Below are 19,217 nucleotides of genomic sequence, written 5' to 3'. Positions count from 1 at the left end.
CACGTTGTGCCGTTGTCCTTGGCCTTGACCAGAGCCGTGAAAGGCAATGGCACGGTTTGATGCGAGTCCTGCCGATGCGGTGGGGCTAAGCGTCCTGATGGCGAAGAGAGCTATGATGCCAATGTCGATGATGAGTTCACCCGGCATCGATCCCGTCGAGGATCCGCCGATCAAGCCCGGCCAGCCCGCCGAGCCGCCGCAGGAGAGCCCGCCGGGCTATCCGCAGCCCGAGGTGCCGCCACCGGTGCATGACCCCGGCGAACCGTCGCGACCGAACGAGCTGCCGGGAGATAGGCCCGATGAAGTGCCGTTGCCGAATCCTGATATCAATCCGGGTCAACAGCCGCCTGCAATGATGCAGCGGCAGTGATGTAGCGAACTACAGATCAATGGCCTGAACGCGCAATGAACAAAGCGCGTTTGGGCCATTGTCGTGTCGAAAATAAAAACGAATTTGCATTTGCCTGTCGCCACATTCCGGCCCAATGCATATCAGTTGATCAATATGCCGATTTGTTCGGCCGACAAAAATCAGTTTGTTGAAGATCCTTATCCGGGGGCCCAAGGTCTATCATGACAAAACTTCGTCTCGTATTGCTGGCCACGACGACGCTCGGCGTTGCGCATATCGCAGCGACCGCTGCTTATGCGTCGAGTGTCGACGCGCCGATCGTGCTCGCGCAGGCCGCACCTGCTGCGCCTGAAGGTGAGCCCAAGGCTCCCCCGAAGGCACCACCCAAGGCTCCGCCAGCTGCTGCGCCTCCTGCCGCTGCGCCGCCAGCCGCGCGCCCTGCGGCGCCACCGCCACCACCACCGGCTCCCCCTGCTGCGCGTCCCGCGCCTCCGGCACCTCCTGCTGCGCCGCCGCCTGCGGCTGCACCTCCGCGCCCGGCACCGCCGCCACCCCCGCCACCTGCGGCCGCTCCGCCGCCGCGCCCAGCTCCACCGCCGGCTCCCGTCGCGCCTCCGGCCCCGCGCGCCGCACCTCCAGCGCCCACTGCTGCGCCTGTAGCTCCTTCAGCGCCAACGCCGCCCGCTGTGCGTCCCGAACGTCGCGAGCCTGGCGAAGGACGTCCTGAGCGCCGTGAGCCGGGTGCAACGCCGCCGGCCGGCGCACGTCCTACGCCGCCCGCAACACCGCCAGCTGCAGCCCCGGTGACACCGCCTGCCGCGCGGCCAGCGCCTGCTGCTGCGCCGACACCGGCTCCAACACCGGCAACGCCGCCAGCGGCTGCGACTCCCCCTGCGGCAACGCCTCCTGCTGCAGCACCGGCGCCTTCGGTAGCTCCGGCTGCGCCTGGTACACCGCCCGCTGCGGGTGCGCCTCCGTCAGGTCGCCCCGGTGGCCCTGATGGGCGTGGTCCTGACGGACGTGGTCCGGATGGTCGTCGTGGTGGTCCTCCCGGTGGCCCGGGCGCAGGCGCGCCCGGTGCACCCGGCACGCCGCCGAACGCTGCGGCACCCGCCGCTGCCCCGCCCACGAGCACTGCTGCACCTGTCGTGGTCGCGCCCGGTGGTGGCAACATCAAGGTCGTGCAGCCGCCCGCACCAACGGTGACGGCGCCGATCCCTCAGGCGCCGCCGCCAGCAGCAGCGCTGACGCCGATCGCACCGGGCGCTGCCCCCCAGGGCCCGCGCAACATGGGCGATTTCCGCGGCCAGCGCAGCGAGCGCCAGGAAGGTGGTCGCACGATCATCACCGAACCTGGGCGCATCATCGTGCAGGATCCGAGCGGTCAGTCGTTCATCCGCCACAACGAAGTCGATCGCTTCCGCTACGGCGCGCGTGACATCCGTACGGATCGGGTCGGCGGTGAGGACCGGACCATCGTGATCCGTCCCGACGGTTCGCAGATCATCACGGTGGTTGGCCGCGACGGTCAGCTGCTGCGACGTATCCGCAGGGATCGGGAGGGACGCGAGATCATCATCATCGATAACTCGTTCCGCGGTCCGCGTGGCCCCGGCGGTCCGGGTGGTCTCGGCTTCTATGTCGATCTGCCGCCGCCGATGATCCGGATTCCGCAGAACCGCTATATCGTCGATTACGATCAGGCCTCGCCCGATCTCGTCTACGATACGCTGATTGCGCCTCCGGTAGATCGCATCGAGCGCCGCTATACGCTGGATGAAATCCGCTACAGCCCGATGGTGCGCCAGCGCATGCCGTCGATCGATCTGGACTCGATCAACTTCGAGCTAGGCTCGTGGGACATCCCGCCGGACCAGGCCTCGAAGCTGCAGGTGATCGCAGATGGTCTGAACCGGGCAATCTCGCGCAACCCGCGTGCGGTGTTCCTCATCGAGGGGCACACCGATGCGGTCGGATCGGACGTCGACAATCTGTCGCTGTCGGATCGCCGCGCGCAGTCGGCGGCTGAATTGCTCACCCAGCAATTCCAGGTGCCGGCGGAAAACCTGACGTCGCAGGGGTATGGCGAGCAGTATCTGAAGATCCAGACCGACGGCCCGGAGCGCCAGAACCGCCGCGTCACGATCCGCAACATCACGCCGCTGTTGAACGGCGGTCAGGCGTCGCTGCCCCCGCCGCCTCCGGGCACGGCACCGCCGCGTCGCTGAGGCGAGTAGAAAATGAAAGTGGCCGGGAGCAATCCCGGCCACTTTTGTTTTCGTTGATTGTTGAAGCGCTGTCGTTGCGGTCTCCCTCCCCCAAGCGGCGAAGCCGCGCAGCGGGGAGGGTCGGCCGATAGGCCGGGGTGGGGTCTCTCCCACGGAAGGACGGAGTGTGTGGCAACACCCCACCCGTCACGATGCTCGCTGAACGCTCGCAGTCGTGCCACCCTCCCCCTAGCGTGGCTACGCCACGCTAGGGGGAGGGATAAGCGGAGCTCCGCTGCTACTTCGCCGCCAATCCCAACGCATCCACCATCACGCGAAACACTTCCGTATTGTCCATCGCGCCCTTCACGCGGTCGCTGCCGGGGCCGGTGGCGGTGAGGATGACGTCCTCGCCGGAATGCACGCTGGCGCCCATCATGGCCGGCAGGTTGCCGAGCCGCAGCATGCTGCCGGGCGCATTCTTGTATTTCTCGTTGGCCTTGAAGGTGCCGGGTTCCTCGCCCTTCTCGGTGGGATCGTTCGGGCCGTCGAGCTTCGGCCGCAGCGTCTCATAGTGGTCGGGCAGGCTGGCCGACATGATCGCAAGCCGCCGGCTGACATCGATGCGCGATGGATAGCCTTCTGCATCCGGCGCCGGATAATTCGGGAAGCCGGCCTTGTCATAGACGCCGATCCGCTCGCGGAGTGGCAGGTTCGACTCCTTGCTCATGTCGTCATTGATGGTGCCGACCAGGCTGTTGGGATGGCTGTGGTCGGAGACGACGAGGATCAGCGTATCGTCGCCGCGCTTGGCGGCCCAGTCGCGAGCCAACTTCACGGCATTGTCGAGCATGATGACCTCGTAGACGGCGCGGTCCATGTCGAGCAGATGCGCATACTTGTCGATCAAGCCGGACTCGACCATCAGGACAAATCCCTTGTCGTTGCGCGACAGCACATTGAGCGCGGCCTGCACCTGTTCGGTCAGATCGGGTTGCTCCGGATATTTCCTGACGCCGCCGCCCTTGAGGAATTTGCGGTCGAGCACGCCGTCCATATTGCCGGGCGTGAACAGGCCGAGCAGCTTGGTCGTGTCGGGCTTGTCGGCGATTGCCTTCATCTCGCCGGCGGTCTTCACATAGGGATAGCCGGCATCCTTGAACTTCGCGATGTAGTCCGCATCGTCGCGGCGCTTCGAGGTCTCGGCCGCTTGAGGCAGGAAGTTCGCCGCGCCGCCGCCGAGGATGACATCGGGCTTTGCCGCGAACATCTGCGCGACGATTTCGTCATAGGCAGCGCGGCGGCGGGTATGCGCGACCATCGAGGCCGGCGTTGCGTCTTCGATCTCGGTATTGGTGACGATGCCGACGGCGAGGTCGAGCTTGCGTTTGACGAGGCTGGTGATCGTCTCGACGCGCGGATCGTCGAACACATCGCGAGTACGGTCCGCATAGACGCCGAGCGCATTGGTCGCCGACTTGTGCCCGGTGGTGTAGGCGCTCGCGGAATTCGCCGAGTCCGTGATGATCGAATCGGTGCCGGCAGTGCCGACCAGCGCCATATGCGGCATGTCATCCATGGCGAGCTTGCCGCTGCTCTTGCCCTCGCTGATTCCCTTGGACAGGATTCGCGCGGCGACGCGGTGCGACAGCGACATGCCGTCGCCGATGAACAGGATGACGTTCTTCGCCTTGCGCGCGCCGGTGTCATAAACGTTCCACGTCACCGACCTGGTGAGCGCGCCGGCCGTGACGTCGATCTTGTAGGTGCCGGGCTTGTCCAGCGTGACGTCGCGCAACAGTAGCGCTGACTGGTCCTTGCCATCCTCGCGCTCGATATAGTCAGCTGTCTTGCCGAGCGCCGCGCTCTGGTCGGCGCCGTTGATCGTGACCTTGATGTCGGCGGCTGCGATCTTCTCGGGCAGTTCGACCTTGAAGTCGAATTTCGAGCCCGCCAGGATCTCTGCGCGGTCGATCGGATAGATGGTTTGTGCTGGCAGCGATGTGCTCGTCAGTAGCAGCATCGCGGCGGCCGCAATAAAGGTTCTCGACATGACACGGATATCCCCTGAAGCGCCCAGCTTAGGGGCGCGGTCTCCATTACGACAGTTGGATGACTAACGGGTGACATGCGTTGCGATCACGCAACGGCAGTCCGAGGCGCTAGGTTTCATTTCTCCCGGAACCTTCCAGGTAACTGCAGAGCATGTCCGCTAGGCCTTCTGCAAAAAGCTCGATCTCGGCCGTCGATCGCGGGCGCATGGAAAAGTCCTTTCCTACTCCGCTCAAGGTCGAGGTGATGACATCGACGACGAGTGATCTCCTTTCCTCAGTCGCCGCTGGCAGTGCATGCGCGATGAAGGTCGCGAATGTGCGTCGTCCTGCCGCCTTGGCCTTGCGGGATTCCGGAGCATCCCGATAGAGCGGCGCAGCGCCATCGAGCGCATGGCGAATATCGGCCTCGTCGCATTCCGATTTGATGAAGGCATGGACCAGTTTGCGCAGACGCGTAGATGGCGATGCACTTTCATCCTCCAGAATCTGGTGGAGCATGTTGTTGGTGTCGCGCCATTCGTCGCTCTGCAAGCGAAACAGGATCGACGCCTTGTTCGGGAAGTATTGATAGAGCGATCCGACGCTGACACCGGCCTTCTCGGCCACGCGCGCGGTGGTGAAGCGGTGAAATCCCTCTTTCGCCAAAACCTGAATAGCAGCCTCGAGAATGGCGCTGACCAGCTCTTCCGAGCGTGCCTGTTGTGGCTGTTTTCTCGAATGAATCGAAGGGCTTGTGCGACGTGCCATTTACCGTCTCCGCAATGCGATTAGCGAATGCGAATAAATATTCGTATTTTCAGAGGGGCGCAATCAAGCGTCTTTTTTGCAGGAAATATCATGATCACACTCACGACGGATCCCGTCGGCCCCCTTCTCAAGCGTCTGTTTGAAGAAGCAGATGCCGCACGGTCCCGCACCAGCCAGGCCGTCGCCGACCTGTCTGAGAACGATCGGCAGGGGATGATGCAGAGCAAGACCGACTATGTCGATCTCTACAGCCGGTTCAGGGATGTCCCGCTCGCCGTGTCGCGCGCGACTGGTGCGCTGCTTTACATGCTGGCGCGATCGACCAGTGCGCGATCAATCGTCGAATTCGGCACGTCATTCGGGATTTCGACGCTGCATATGGCGGCGGCGCTCCACGACAACGGCGGAGGCCGGTTGATCACGAGCGAATTCGAGCCCTCGAAGATCGTCATCGCGCGGCAGAATCTCGCCGAAGGCGGCCTGATCGATCTGGTTGAATTCCGTGAAGGCGACGCGTTGCAGACGCTGCGTACCGATCTGCCCGATACGATCGATCTGCTGCTGCTCGATGGCGCCAAGGCGCTTTATCCGGAGGTGCTTGCGATCGTCGAAAGCCGCCTCAAGCCCGGTGCTTTTGCTATCGCTGACAATGCGGATTACAGCCCCGACTATCTCGCTTATGTCCGCAATCCCGCGAACGGTTACCTGTCGGTCTCGTTCGGCGATGACGTCGAGCTGTCGATGAAGATGTAGCGATGGCATGAAAACGTAGTCCGTAGCCCGGATGTCGCTTTGCTCATCCGGGCTACGCGATTGCGTGGCTTAATCCTTGTCGCTACCCAGCTTTGGAATGTTCGAGCCTTCGCCGGCGCTCAACAGGCCCGTTTTCGCGTAGAGATCCAGCTTCGCGCGGGTATCGGTGATGTCGAGATTGCGCATGGTGAGCTGGCCGATCCGGTCTGCCGGCGTGAACGGCGCGTCCTCGACCTTCTCCATGCTCAGCCGCTCCGGCGCGTAGGTCAGGTTGGGGCTCTCGGTGTTCAGGATCGAGTAGTCATTGCCGCGGCGCAGTTCGAGCGTTACTTCGCCGGTGATGGCGCGGGCCACCCAGCGCTGTGCGGTCTCGCGCAGCATCAGGGCCTGCGAGTCGAACCAGCGGCCCTGATAGAGCAGCCGGCCGAGCTTCATGCCGCTCATGCGGTACTGCTCGATGGTGTCCTCGTTGTGGATGCCGGTCACGAGACGCTCATAGGCGATGTGCAGCAGCGCCATGCCGGGCGCTTCATAGATGCCGCGGCTCTTCGCTTCGATGATGCGGTTCTCGATCTGGTCGCTCATGCCGAGGCCGTGGCGACCGCCGATGACATTGGCTTCGAGGAACAGCGCGACAGCGTCAGTGAAGGTCTGACCATTCAGTGCAACGGGCTGGCCGTCGACGAACCGCACCACGACCTTCTCGGCCTTGACGGCGCAGTCGTCGCGCCAGAACGGCACGCCCATGATCGGATTGACGATCTTGATGCCGCTATCGAGGTGTTCGAGATCCTTGGCCTCGTGGGTGGCGCCGAGCAGATTGCTGTCGGTCGAATACGCCTTCTCGGCTGACATCTTGTAGGCGAAGCCGTGGGCCGTCATGAATGCCGACATTTCTGCGCGGCCGCCGAGTTCGTCGATGAACTGATCGTCGAGCCAGGGCTTGTAGATCTTCAGGTCTGGATTGGTCAGCAGGCCGTAGCGGTAGAACCGCTCGATATCGTTGCCCTTATAGGTCGAGCCGTCGCCCCAGATGTTGACGCCGTCTTCCTTCATGGCCGAGACCAGCATCGTGCCGGTGACGGCGCGTCCGAGGGGCGTGGTGTTGAAATAGGCGATGCCGCCGGTCGAGACATGGAAGGCGCCAGCTTGAATGGCGGCGATGCCTTCATGGACCAGTTGCGCGCGGCAATCGACGAGGCGGGCCTTCTCGGCGCCGAACTCCATGGCCTTGCGCGGGATCTCGTCGTAGTCGGCCTCGTCGGGTTGGCCGAGATTTGCGGTATAGGCGAAGACTTTGGCGCCCTTCTGCTTCATCCACAGCAGCGCGGCTGACGTGTCCAGCCCGCCGGAGAACGCGATGCCGACGTTTTTTCCTTTGGGCAGGCTCTTCAGGATCGTGGTCATCGAACGTCCAATCGGGAAATTTCGGTTGAATTGGGCGCGGGGCCGACGTCACGACCGCGCAATTTCTGCCGCCAGCGATAGCCCGGCCAGGCAAAGCGCGTCAACGCAGCATCGATCTCCTCGTCAGTCTTGCGGGTCGAGGGCCAGCGGTAAATCCATCCGTGAATCAACCAGATGACCAGGAATGAGACCAGCCCGGCGATGGTCACGTCGGTAAAGAAATGGCCGCCGAAAGCCATCCGCCAGCCGGATGTGGCGATCCCGAACGCCGTCGCCGCAACATAGGCATAGGGCCGCAGCGACGGCGGCGCGAGCGCGGCCGGAGCGTAGGTCCAGAACGCCGTGGCGCCCTCACCGGAGAAGAACGAGCAGTTGCGGCCGCACTGACCGGTCGGATCCCACCAGGCCTTGAACTGCCAGGGACCATTGAATTCGGAGACCATCACCGGCCGCGGGCGGCTCCAGAAGGTCTTGAAGGTCAGATTGGTCAGGACTCCGGCCGACATCAGCATGGTGAGGATCAGGAAGGCCGCGGTGCGGCCTTTCACCAGCAGCGGCCGGTTGGGCCAGATCAGCTTCACGATCAGCGCGAGGATCGAGGGCGCGACAAAGGCCCATGCGATCCACATCGCCGCATCGCGGGCGAACTGCGCATAGGGCAGCGACGTTGTGGGGAAGCGTCTGGTCGCGGGATCGTAGAACAGTGCCGCGAGCTTGAGGTCGAGTTCGGGCCAGACTCCGAAGACAATGGCAATGGCGGCAAACAGCCCAAGCGCGATGAGGAGTCCGGTCCGGTTCATAGCGGGCGGTTTAACCGAGGCAGGAGTTGAAGGAAAGGCAGTGCACTAGGGGCCGGCCGCGACATCGGGCTGCGGTGGTGCGCGCCGTGGCTGCCGCCAGGCGCCGGCGTTGCGGCCGGCGATCACCCAGTAGATCAGTCCGGCAACGATACCCGCGCCGGTCATCACTTCGAGATGCCGCCGCACAATGCCGTCGAAACTCATCGTGGCAGGGTCATAGGGAATCAGACCGAGATAGCAGGCGAGCCCGACCGCCGCGCCGCCGAGCGCATAGACGATAACGCTGCGAATGTAGAAGGCCTCGGTAATGAGGACGACGAGTATCGCCGGGATCAGCGCGAAGCCGCTGATGAAGATGAAGCCGAAGCCAAGCAGGATATTGATGGTGTTGGGATCGATGACGCCGGTATCGAGCGCGCTGAGCTCCGGAAACAGGATCGAGAACACCACGATCGCGCCGCCGACAAGATATGCTGCGCAGAAGCCGAGAAAGATGACGAACAGGCGGCCGATCAGCGCCATCGTCAGTCCGTCATCGCCATCGCGCGCAAAGCCTGACGCTCACGCGCCGACAGTTTCTCGGTCTCCGACTTTAACTGGCCGCAGGCGGCCAGAATGTCGCGGCCGCGCGGGGTGCGCACTGGCGAGGAATAGCCGGCATTGAAGATGTATTCGGAGAACTTCTCGATCTGGTCCCAGTCCGAACATTCGTAGCGCGTGCCGGGCCACGGATTGAACGGGATCAGGTTGATCTTGGCATGGATGCCCTTGAGCATCTTGACCAACAGCTTGGCATCTTCCAGCGAGTCGTTCACGCCCTTCAGCATCACATATTCGAACGTGATGCGCCGTGCGTTGGAGGCGCCGGGATAATCGCGGCAGGCCTGCATCAGCTGTTCGAGCGGATATTTCTTGTTGAGCGGCACCAGTTCGTTGCGCAGCTCGTCGCGCACTGCATGCAGCGAGATCGCCAGCATGACGCCGATCTCGTCGCCGGTGCGCGCAATGTTCGGCACCACACCGGAGGTCGACAGCGTGATGCGCCGGCGCGAGATGCCGATGCCTTCATTGTCGGAGACGATCAGCAGCGCGTCGCGCACCGCATCGAAATTGTAGAGCGGCTCGCCCATGCCCATCATCACGATATTGGTGACGCGGCGGTTGCCGTCCGGGGTCTCGCGGTCGGCCCAGTCACCCAGGCGGTCGCGGGCAACCATGATCTGGCCGACGATCTCGCCGGCCGTCAGATTGCGCACCAGCCGCTGGGTACCGGTGTGGCAGAACGAGCAGTTCAGGGTGCAGCCGACCTGCGACGAGACGCAGAGCGTGCCGCGGTCGGTCTCGGGGATATAGACGCACTCGACCTCATGGGCCTTCTCGCCGGCGGTGCCTGAAGGCAGCCGCAGCAGCCATTTGCGAGTGCCGTCATTGGAGATTTGCTCGACCACGACCTCGGGCCGTGCCACCGTGAAATGCTTCTCGAGGTCTTCGCGCATGCCTTTGGAAATGCTGGACATTTCGGCAAAGGTCTGGACGCCCCGGACATACATCCAGTGCCAGATCTGCTGCGTCCGCATCTTGCGCTGGGCTGCGGCCACGCCGATGGAACCGAGCTTTTCGGCGATTTCCGCGCGCGACAGGCCGATCAGCGATGGCTTGGCCAGCGGGACATAGGTTTCGGTGGCGATCTTCTCCAGCGGCATCTCGCCCGCGGGCAATGCGCGGGAAGCGTCGATGGCGGAACCGGCCTCGGCTGAAACGGGGGTCATGGCGTTCGATCTATGATGTCACGGGAAATCTGGCCTTAAACAGGCCGACCTCAAATAAGCTTTTCGCGCCCGAATGAAAAGGCGCGAAATGCGGCAATATTAACGGCGACAAGGATTTAGCCGGAGTTTTGGCGGCAATTACCGCCGGCAATCCTGCGCCAGACGGTCCAGCGCCTGGGCCAGACCCTTCAGCGAAAACGTGTCGGTGGTCTCTGTGCCCTTGGCGGAGACGCCCTTCACGGTCACGTCGGCCGCCTTGCGCAGGGCTTCCACCATGCGCTCTTCCTCGGCGGCATTCTTGATCCAGAGCCCGTCGCCCTGCGTGTACATCGCATAGCGCGCGCCGCCGACTTCCAGCGTGGACTCGGAGCCCGGCTTCAATTGATAGCCGATCATGATCGAGACTTCGTTGGTCACCTTCTCGGCCGGGCGGGTCGAGATGAAGGCGTAAGCGGGATCGCGCGGGCGGTTCGCCGGATTGGTTTTCGACGATGCCGGCTTGGCCAGCGCGAAGCAGACTTTCTTGCCGTTCGGTGTTGCGGTGTAGGCGCCCCACGAGCCGAACTGTCCGACCAGCGTGGGCTCTGCGCCACCCGCTGCTGCAGCAGGCGCTGCCGCTGCGGGCTTCGCCGGTGTGGGTGCTGCCTTCGGTGGTGCGGCGGCCTTGCCCTTCGATGCAGCGCTCTGCGCCTGCGCAAGATCGGAGATACCGACCATCGCTACACTTATCGACACAACTGTCAGGAATCGCCGCACGGACATCAAGTCTCGATCCTCTATCATTGTGACTGGAAGATGGCTCGCAACAAGACGGCTTTACCAAGACGATCTGGAATCGCTGACGTCACGATGTCTGCCATATCCGCAAATCGCTTTCTTGAAAAGGCAGACGCGACTCCCGCAAGGATAGCAGTCCTTGCCTTGCTGCGCGCTGATGGCGCAAGGGTCATCCTCAGTTTTTTGTCCAGCCTTCGGCTCAGTTCTTGGTGCGCGCCGCACGTTGCGCCGCCCACTGCGCATCGCTCCACTGCAGCAGATCCTCTACGCCAGATGCGCGCAGGTGTGCGCCGCCGTCCTGCACCACCATCTCGCCATTGATATAGCCGGCCTGATCGGAAATCAGGAAGCTGGCGAGATTGGCAAGTTCGCGGTGGTCGCCGACACGGCCGAGCGGGTTTTGTGCCGCGGGGCCGTTGTCGCGTCCCTCGGGCCGCAGTTGCCCGGTTGCGCCAGCGGTGGGGAACGGTCCGGGCGCGATGGCAACGGTGCGGATGCCACGAGGTCCCCACTCCACCGCGAGCGACTTCGTTATTGCAAGGAGTCCGGATTTGGCCATCGCCGATGGCACCGTGAAAGCGCGGCCGGTAATGGTCGATGTCGAGAGGATGCTCAGCACGACGCCCTTGTGGTGTCCAGCGATCCAGCGCCGTCCGGCTTCGAGCGTGCAATACATCGCGCCATGCAGCGTCGGCGCGAGGATCGCGTCGGCGGCGCGGGCGGAGAGATGTTCGCTCTGTGCGATGAAGGTCGCCGCAGCATTGTTGACGAGGACGTCGAGCGGCCCGTCGCGCCAGATTGTTTCCATCATCGTCTCGACCGCGGCGGCGTCGCGAATGTCGCATCGGATGACGCTGACCTTGCCGCCGAAATCGGTCCGCAGTTGCGCCGCAGTCTGTTCGAGCAATTCAAGTCGGCGGCCGCAGAGAACGATCTCGGCGCCCAGTTCCGCGAAGCGGCGACTCATGGACGCACCGAGGCCGGAGCCGCCACCTGTGACCAGAATGCGCTTGTTGGCGAGCAGCGTTGTCTCGAACATGGACGGTTCCTCGTTTGGCCGCAGGGCGGAATTACCTTTTCTCGAATCAGATTGTAGCGCGCCGTCAAATCCGGCATGACTCCCTTCAACTGTCTCAAGCCGAAGGTCAGATGATCAGATGAAAGCCATTCTCTGCTCGCAGTTCTGCGAACCCGACGATCTCGTTTTCGCCGATATCGATGATCCCGTCGCCGCCGACGGTCAGGTCGTCATCGCGATCAAGGCCGCTGCGCTGAATTTCTTCGATATCCTGATGATCCAGGGCAAGTACCAGATCAAGCCGCCGTTCCCGTTCTCGCCGGCTGCGGAAGTCGCTGGTGTCATCGAGAGCATCGGCAGCGGTGTGACCGGTCTCAAGGTCGGCGACCGTGTGGTCGCCTCCGTGGGCCACAATGGCGCCCGTGAAAAGATCGCGGTGCCTGCGGCATCCGCCGTGAAGATTCCCGACAATCTCGATTTCGACCGCGCCGCCGGCGTGATCATCACTTACGGCACCGCGCTGCATGCGCTGGAAGACCGCGCCAGCCCGAAGCCCGGCGAAACGCTGGCCGTGCTCGGTGCTGCCGGCGGCACCGGCCTCGCGGCGTGCGAACTCGGCAAGCTGCTCGGCCTCAAGGTCATCGCTTGCGCTTCGTCGGATGAGAAGCTTGAATTCGCCAAGAAGCACGGCGCGGATATCGGACTGAACTACGCGACCGAAGATCTGAAAGAAGGTCTGAAGAAGCTGACCGATGGCAAGGGTGTCGACATCATCTTCGATCCGGTTGGTGGCAAATATGCCGAAGCATCGCTCCGTGCCATCGCTTGGGAGGGCCGCTTCCTGGTGATCGGCTTCGCTGCCGGTGACATTCCGAAAATGCCGCTCAATCTCGCGCTGCTGAAAGGTTGCGACATCCGCGGCGTGTTCTGGGGCGCATGGGTGCGGCAGAACCCCGAGAAGAACCGCGCCAATCTTGAAAAGCTGGTGAAGTGGGCCGCCGAAGGGAAGATCTCATCCCACGTCGACCGGACCTTCCCGCTGGCCAAGACCGCCGATGCCTTGAAGGTACTGGCGGGCCGTCAGGCCATGGGCAAAGTGATCCTTCATCCATAAAGCTGAATGAGGCGGACGCGGATTACGCGTCCGTTTCACCTTTCGCCAATCCACGTGCGATGGCCGCTCTGGCAGCCGCGCGATGGTCCTCGTTGATGTGGCTCGCCACCATGCGCAAAGCTGTCGCCAGCACCGCGGCATCGTCCGTGAATCCCAGAACCGGCAGCATGTCTGGCACGAAATCGAACGGCAGCACGAAATAGGCGATGGCGCCGAGCAGCGCCGCCTGGACATGACGCGGCGTCTGCCGGTCGAAGGCGCAGTAATAAGCGGCCAGCAAGTCTTCGGCGAAAGGCACCTTGACGGCCAGCTTCTTCAGCTTGCGCCAGAACTGCTTGCGTACGCTTTCGCGGTCTTTGGCCAGTTCATCGGCTGGCTCGAAGCCCACGCTGTGGTCGGTTGCCATCGGCAATGTCCTCACGGCTGCAGTTTGCAGCGTTCCGATTAAATGGTGATTTGGCGCGGCGGTCGCAACGTTCAGCAACGCTCAGGAGTGGCCGAGTTGCCCGGCGATGGTATTCATGGCCTTCGCCAGATCGACATCGCGCTTGGTCACGCCGTCAGCGTCGTGGGTGGACAGTACTACCTCCACCGTCTTGTAAACATTGCGCCATTCCGGATGGTGGTCGCTCTTCTCGGCGACCAGAGCGACCCGCGCCATGAAGCCGAAGGCCTCGTTGAAGTCCTTGAACGTGAAGGTCCGGGCGATGGCATCGCGCCCGGAAACCTCGCTCCAGCCCGAGAGCTCCTTCAGCGCCGCCTTGCGGGCCTCGGCCGAGAGTCGTTCCACCATGCCAACCTCCTGCTTCACTTGAACTTTACTCTAACGCCCGGTGACACAGTTGGGATCCATGCCACAATAAGGCAGCAAATGCCGCGCATGCAGAACGGTAATCAAGCGTGCCGGTAACCATGCTGCCGTTGGAACGGCGCGTCGACCCGAAACTTTGCTACATTGTCGCTCGAACCCATTTGGCGCAGATGAATTTGAAGCGATTGTTTTCCAGATCCATGGCAGACGGTCCCGATGTTATCGGGCCGGTGGGACCGCCGTCGCCGCGGTCGATCCGGCGCAAGATGACGCTGATCACGCTGGCGGGGACGCTGGCGATCGTCGCGGCCGTGGCCGGCGCTTACTACTTCGCTATGAAGCCGGTGCCGCTGCGGATCGCCGTCGGTCCGCCGAACAGCGACGACGTCAAGGTCGTGCAGGCGCTGGTGCAGTCGTTCTCGCGCGATCACTATACCGTCCGGCTGCGACCGATCCTCACCGAAGGCGCCACCGCCAGCGCCAAGGCGCTCGCGGATGGCAAGGCCGATCTCGCGATCATTCGCGGCGATCTCGAAGTGCCGAAGAACGCGCGCGCCGTCGCCACGCTGCGCAAGAATGTCGCCGTGATCTGGGTGCCGCCGGCCGCCAAGGGCAAGAAGTCCGGGCCGAAGATCACCAAATTCTCGCAGCTCGCCGGCCGGCGCGTCGGCGTGATCGGCAAGACGCAGGCCAACGTCAATCTGCTCAACATTATCCTGCGGCAATACGGCGTCGATCCGGCCAAGGTCACCATCGTGCAGTTCTCGACCACCGAAGTGGCCGAGGCGGTGAAGGACCAGAAGGTCGATGCGTTCATTGCGGCCGGCCCGGTGAACAGCAAGATCACCAATGACGCCATCCAGGCTTCGAGCCGCGATGGCACGCCGACTTTCCTCGCGATCGATTCGGCCGAAGCCATCGCGCAGAATTTCCCGATGTATGAATCATCGGAAATTCCTGCAGGCGCATTCGGCGGCGCGCCGGCGCGGCCGGACGATGACGTCAAGACCATCAGCTTCTCGCATCACATCGTGGCACGGCAGAGCCTGTCGGATGTGACCATTGCCGCCTTCACGCGGCAGCTGTTTGCGATCCGTCAGCAGATCATCAACGACTTCCCGCTGGCGGCGAAGATCGAGACGCCGGATACCGACAAGGATGCGGTGATCCCCGTGCATCCCGGCGCGGCCGCCTATGTGGATGGCGAAGAAAAAACCTTCCTCGATCGCTACAGCGATTACATCTGGTGGAGCCTGATGGGGCTCTCGGCGATGGGCTCGATCGGCGCCTGGTTCGCGAGCTATCTGAAGAAGGACGAGCGCAACGTGAATGTGTCGGAGCGCGATCGTCTGCTCGACATGATCGCCGCCGCGCGCAAGAGCGAGTCGCTCGAAGAGCTCGATACGATGCAGGCGGAGGCCGACGATATTCTGCGTCATACGCTGAATTGCTACGAGCACGGTGCCATCGAGGAAGGCACGCTGACAGCCTTCAACATTGCGCTTGAGCAATTCCACAACGCCGTCGCCGACCGCAAGGCACTGATCGGGATGATACCGCCGGAGCCGATGAATCCGCCGGAGCAATTGCGCCAGCCGCCGCGGCCGCTGGCGGTCTAGCGTTTGAGATAGCGCCAACCGATCACGACGCCGCTTATCGAGACGATGGTGCCGAGAATCGACAGCAGCCACACCACGATGTCCCAGGCTGGGCGATACATCAGCAGCAACTGAAAATCGAAACTGTGCAGCGCGTTGAACAGCCAGCGATAGGTGCGCCGGCTTGAGTCGACGCGGCCGAGGATGTCGCCGGTGACGGGGCTGATGTGAAACCAGGTCTGCGCGTCGTCATCGAATTTGGCGCGCAGCACCGGCAGTTCGCGGTCATTGTGGTGCGTGTACCAATAAGCGTCGTACTCTCCGATAGTTAGCCGGTTTTCGAGGCGCGAGTCCGGCAGCAGCGTTGTTGCGGCTTTCCAGAGACGATCTTGCGGCAATCTTGCGATTTCGCCGCTTGCCGGATCGATCACCGTCTTCGTGCCGTCGCGTGACGCGACGATCATCAGCGGCATCCCGTCGATCCATACGAAGCGCGCTTCGACCGCGGCTTTGTCCGCTGGTACGCGAATGGCTGCAGCGATGGTTGGCGCATCGTGGCCGGCATAGCGCTCCAATACCTCGCGTGGCGTATTGCGGTCGGCAAAAACCCGGCCGGGATCGAGCGACAGCCAGCCCGAGAACATCCAGGTCAGCACGAACAGCCCGGCGATCAGTCCGGTGATGTGATGCCACGCCATCCAGCCGCGATAGGGCGTGATGTTGCCGTTCGCATAACGTTGCTTCAGGCGCACGCGCAGAATGCCGATCCAGATTCCGGTAACGCCGACGATCAAACAGATGCCGGAGATCCACAGCACCACCAGCCGCCACAGCGGTCCGTCCTGGCGCAGCACGGTCGGATAGATCCAGTGCGGGATCGAGCCGAGCCAGTTCCAGAAGCGTTCGGTACGGCTGGTATCGAGCGCGATCTCGCCGGAGCGCGAGGAGACGTAGAGTTTGGTGCCGGCATCATCGCCGAGCGCGATGAGATACAACGGCCGCAGCGGATCGTAACGCGCGGTGACACTCCATTGGTCGCGATCGACGATTTCTTCGAGTTGCGGTGATTGGCTCGCTGGATGATAGCTTGCGACTGCAAGCGCTTGTTGTTTGGAGACGTCAGTGATGGCGCGGCCATCGATGGCAGAGATCGTTTGCCGTTTGCCGTCCCAGCCGGTCAATCGATAGACCGGCTCATCGGCGATCATGTTCAATCGCAGATCGCGCGGATAGCGCGCGGCGCCAGCCTTCTTCATCGCGTCGTCGGGAGAGAGGGTAACTTTCTCCCAGGTGATGTCAGGCAATGTCGCCAGCCGCTCCGTATCGGAGAGGTTGGGAAACGCGACATACATCATCACTACGCCGGAGATGAACCACATCGCGAAGAAGAGACAGGTGACGATGCCGACCCAGCGGTGGCCGATATACAGCCACCGCCGGAGAGTGCGTGTCAGCTTGCGTGACAAGCTCAGAACCTCACGTTGACGGCGAGTTGAGCGGTGCGTGGCATGCCGAGGACCCACTGATTGTCGCTGTAGCTCGACGTCGCGTAGATCTTGTCGAACAGGTTATAGACGCGCAGTGACACCGTGGTGTTGACGTCCGGCTTCCACTGCAGGCCGGCATTGACCAGCGTGTAGCTCGGCATTTCCAGCGTATTGGCATTGTCAGCAAAGGTCTTGCCGACGATCTGCACGCCGGCATTGGCTGACCAGTTCGCTGTGAAAGCCCATGTCGCCCAGATGTTGGAGACGTTCTGCGGGACGTTGATGGGGACGTTGCCCGCATAATTCACCCCGATGGTCGCTTGCTGGAAGTCGTCATATTTCGCGCGCAGGAAAGCGGTGTTGGCGTCGATGCGCCAGCCGTGGTCGAGCGCGAGGCCGATCGAGGCTTCGATACCTCGCGACGATTGCTGGCCGACTTGTTGTACTGTTCCGCCACCGCCGGGAATGGGAGTGATCAGATTGTTCTTCACGATCTCATAGCCTGCTAGCGTCCACTCACCGCGACCGCCCCAGAACGACTGCTTGACGCCGATCTCGGCCTGCTTGCCGGTTGCGAGATCGAATTTCGCATTGGCATTGCTCGCCGAGATCAGTCCGCCGACCGTATCCACAGCCGTCGAATACTGGCCATAGAAAGCGAGATTCTGGATCGGTGTATAGACCGCGCCGACGCGCCACGAGGTCGCAGAATAGTCCCGGGTGTAACTGTTGGCGGGTTTGCGATAGTCGGTTCGCTCAATGGTCGGCTGATCTTGGCGGACGCCCGCGATCAGCGACAATTGTTCGGTGATGGCCAGTCGATTTTCGGCGAAGAACGCGTATTGATTGGCGACGCTCCTGAAGCCGGGAATCGTCGGGTCCGGGCTGCTGAACAGGCCGGGATCGAAGTTGATCGGATCGACCGATGACGATCCGCCATAGGGCGAGTTGTTGGTGTGCTTGAAGTCGATGCGATTGACGTCGAAACCGGCCAAAAACTCATTGGCCATGCCGAGCACATGGCCCTTGAACGTGGCGTCGAAGCGATCGCCGATCTGCTGCTGGTTATGGAAGATTTCGAAATATGAGCTGCGGTCGATCTGGCCCGTTGCCGGATTGAATGCGTAGTTTTCGAGCTCTTTCCAGTGCCGCTGGCTGTACATGTAATACAGCGTGTTGCGGATCGAGATGCCGTCGGCAACCTGCCATTCGGTCTTCACCTGGCTCCAGCTGTCCTGCCAGCGGATCGTGCTGTCGCCGACATTGTAATTCTTGAAGCGCAGGGCGGGATCGAACTGTCCGTTGATCAGCGGCGTGCCGAAATAGCGCATCGGGTGGCGATCGCCGTAGTCGGTCGAGATCGTCCAGACGAGGTCTTCGGTCTGCTTGATCTGTACGGTGGCATGCAGCGCGACATTCGAGTTGTTGCCGCGATCGACCCAGCCGTCCGACATGTTACCGGTAGCCGTGATGCGGTAGGCAACGTCCTTGTTGATCGGTCCGCCGCTGTCCACCGCGATGCGGCGGGTCATGTTGCTGTCGAGCGAGATTTCGGCCTGGTTTTGCGGGATCCATGACGGCATCTTCGAGACTATGTTGATAGCGCCGCCGACGGCACCCTCGCCGAACATCACGGACGCCGGACCACGCAACACCTCGATGCGTTCGGTGGACCAAGTGTCAAACGGGAAGTTGACCGTGCCCGAAGCGACGTAGAGTCGCGTGCCATCGAGCAACATCTTCACCGAATCCACGCCGGTGAAGCCACGGGTGCTGAAGGCAACGCCGCCGTTGCCGGGATCTCCGATGGCCGTTATGCCGGTGGCGTTCTGCGTCACGGCATCGAGTACGTTCTGCTGGCCGCGTTCGGCGATGGTCTCGGCCGAGATCACCTCGACGCTGGCAGGCGTCTGCAGGCGCGTCAGGCCGAGGCGGCTGCCGGTGGATGTAGTGCCCGTGAGGTTGAGCGTCGGCGCTGCGAAGACGGGGCCTGTCGGTGTGGTAACCGGCGCGCCGGTATTGGCGGCGACATTGCGCTGCTGGCGTGAGCGCGCAGCACGCGATGCATTGCCGTTCGTGGTGCGGCGTGCGCGCTGAGGCGTCGCCGACGGCTGGACTACAACGGGATCGAGCGTCTGGCTTGGCTGTGCAGCTTGCGCCCAGCTTTCGCTCGGACACAACAAGCAGGAGAGAGCAACAGAATAAAGAAAGGGAGTATGTCGCTTCAATGCGACGGGAGAAACGGAGGTCATCTACAGGACTCGCGGTTACGTGGCACGTCACCGCAAACCAAGTCGCCCCGCTGCTTTCAAACAGGCAGTGT

Annotated in this window: 17 protein-coding genes; 5 read left to right on the top strand and 12 right to left on the bottom strand. The window is 62.6% G+C overall.

Annotated elements, in window-relative coordinates:
* The first annotated feature begins 115 nt into the window (after positions 1–115).
* Together AB8A33_RS25960 and AB8A33_RS25955 are read left to right on the top strand one after the other, a co-directional pair.
* Positions 116–370, top strand: a complete 255-nt coding sequence (locus AB8A33_RS25960; protein ID WP_439095417.1) for a hypothetical protein — start codon at positions 116–118, stop codon at positions 368–370.
* Between the two features lie 203 nt (positions 371–573).
* Positions 574–2,580 carry an OmpA family protein gene (locus AB8A33_RS25955; RefSeq protein WP_439095416.1) on the top strand — a complete coding sequence of 669 codons (2,007 nt, stop codon included), beginning with the start codon at positions 574–576 and terminating at the stop codon, positions 2,578–2,580.
* A 277-nt stretch (positions 2,581–2,857) separates the two neighbouring features.
* Here AB8A33_RS25955 and AB8A33_RS25950 read toward each other — a convergent pair whose 3' ends face one another.
* The gene (locus tag AB8A33_RS25950) at positions 2,858–4,612 is read right to left on the bottom strand and encodes an alkaline phosphatase (RefSeq protein WP_439095415.1); all 1,755 of its coding nucleotides are present in this window, start codon (positions 4,610–4,612) and stop codon (positions 2,858–2,860) included.
* 109 nt (positions 4,613–4,721) lie between these two features.
* Positions 4,722–5,360, bottom strand: coding sequence for a TetR family transcriptional regulator (locus tag AB8A33_RS25945; RefSeq protein ID WP_439095414.1), 639 nt, complete (start codon positions 5,358–5,360; stop codon positions 4,722–4,724).
* A gap of 90 nt (positions 5,361–5,450) precedes the next feature.
* On the opposite strand from AB8A33_RS25945, the gene AB8A33_RS25940 reads away from it, so the two are divergent.
* Positions 5,451–6,113: an O-methyltransferase gene (locus AB8A33_RS25940; protein ID WP_439095413.1), complete on the top strand. Its 663-nt coding sequence runs from the start codon at positions 5,451–5,453 to the stop codon at positions 6,111–6,113.
* A gap of 69 nt (positions 6,114–6,182) precedes the next feature.
* Here AB8A33_RS25940 and argG read toward each other — a convergent pair whose 3' ends face one another.
* From argG to AB8A33_RS25910, 6 genes are all read right to left on the bottom strand, one after another.
* Positions 6,183–7,520 carry an argininosuccinate synthase gene (argG, locus tag AB8A33_RS25935; RefSeq protein ID WP_439095412.1) on the bottom strand — a complete coding sequence of 446 codons (1,338 nt, stop codon included), beginning with the start codon at positions 7,518–7,520 and terminating at the stop codon, positions 6,183–6,185.
* Positions 7,517–8,320, bottom strand: a complete 804-nt coding sequence (locus AB8A33_RS25930) for a phosphatase PAP2 family protein (protein WP_439095411.1) — start codon at positions 8,318–8,320, stop codon at positions 7,517–7,519. Before AB8A33_RS25930 ends, argG begins: the two co-directional genes overlap by 4 nt.
* A gap of 45 nt (positions 8,321–8,365) precedes the next feature.
* Positions 8,366–8,842, bottom strand: coding sequence for a hypothetical protein (locus AB8A33_RS25925; RefSeq protein ID WP_439095410.1), 477 nt, complete (start codon positions 8,840–8,842; stop codon positions 8,366–8,368).
* A 2-nt stretch (positions 8,843–8,844) separates the two neighbouring features.
* Positions 8,845–10,023 carry a 23S rRNA (adenine(2503)-C(2))-methyltransferase RlmN gene (gene rlmN / locus AB8A33_RS25920; protein ID WP_439096063.1) on the bottom strand — a complete coding sequence of 393 codons (1,179 nt, stop codon included), beginning with the start codon at positions 10,021–10,023 and terminating at the stop codon, positions 8,845–8,847.
* A gap of 204 nt (positions 10,024–10,227) precedes the next feature.
* On the bottom strand, positions 10,228–10,851 hold the full coding sequence (locus AB8A33_RS25915) for an invasion associated locus B family protein (RefSeq protein WP_439095409.1): 624 nt from the start codon (positions 10,849–10,851) through the stop codon (positions 10,228–10,230).
* 214 nt (positions 10,852–11,065) lie between these two features.
* Complete coding sequence (locus tag AB8A33_RS25910; protein ID WP_439095408.1) at positions 11,066–11,905, bottom strand: SDR family oxidoreductase; 840 nt, start codon at positions 11,903–11,905, stop codon at positions 11,066–11,068.
* A gap of 118 nt (positions 11,906–12,023) precedes the next feature.
* Between AB8A33_RS25910 and AB8A33_RS25905 the strand changes: the two genes are divergently transcribed.
* Positions 12,024–12,998, top strand: a complete 975-nt coding sequence (locus tag AB8A33_RS25905) for an NADPH:quinone oxidoreductase family protein (RefSeq protein WP_439095407.1) — start codon at positions 12,024–12,026, stop codon at positions 12,996–12,998.
* Positions 12,999–13,020: 22 nt separating this feature from the next.
* Here the strand turns inward: AB8A33_RS25905 and AB8A33_RS25900 are convergent, their stop codons facing one another.
* Complete coding sequence (locus AB8A33_RS25900; protein ID WP_439095406.1) at positions 13,021–13,404, bottom strand: YkvA family protein; 384 nt, start codon at positions 13,402–13,404, stop codon at positions 13,021–13,023.
* Positions 13,405–13,485: 81 nt separating this feature from the next.
* The gene (locus tag AB8A33_RS25895; protein WP_439095405.1) at positions 13,486–13,809 is read right to left on the bottom strand and encodes a 4a-hydroxytetrahydrobiopterin dehydratase; all 324 of its coding nucleotides are present in this window, start codon (positions 13,807–13,809) and stop codon (positions 13,486–13,488) included.
* A gap of 200 nt (positions 13,810–14,009) precedes the next feature.
* Between AB8A33_RS25895 and AB8A33_RS25890 the strand changes: the two genes are divergently transcribed.
* Positions 14,010–15,428 carry a TAXI family TRAP transporter solute-binding subunit gene (locus AB8A33_RS25890; protein ID WP_439086977.1) on the top strand — a complete coding sequence of 473 codons (1,419 nt, stop codon included), beginning with the start codon at positions 14,010–14,012 and terminating at the stop codon, positions 15,426–15,428.
* On the opposite strand, the gene AB8A33_RS25885 is transcribed toward AB8A33_RS25890, so the two are convergent.
* Both AB8A33_RS25885 and AB8A33_RS25880 read right to left on the bottom strand, forming a co-directional pair.
* A complete protein-coding gene (locus AB8A33_RS25885) occupies positions 15,425–16,873 on the bottom strand; it encodes a PepSY domain-containing protein (RefSeq protein ID WP_439095404.1) in 1,449 nt (482 codons plus the stop codon). The two genes, AB8A33_RS25890 and AB8A33_RS25885, sit on opposite strands and share 4 nt — an antisense overlap.
* 2 nt (positions 16,874–16,875) lie before the next feature.
* Positions 16,876–19,146: a TonB-dependent receptor gene (locus AB8A33_RS25880; RefSeq protein ID WP_439095403.1), complete on the bottom strand. Its 2,271-nt coding sequence runs from the start codon at positions 19,144–19,146 to the stop codon at positions 16,876–16,878.
* Between the last annotated feature and the right edge of the window lie 71 nt (positions 19,147–19,217).

It is taken from the genome of Tardiphaga sp. 813_E8_N1_3, from assembly GCF_051811025.1.
Classification (GTDB): domain Bacteria; phylum Pseudomonadota; class Alphaproteobacteria; order Rhizobiales; family Xanthobacteraceae; genus Tardiphaga.
This window is presented reverse-complemented; position numbering and strand designations above follow the sequence as displayed.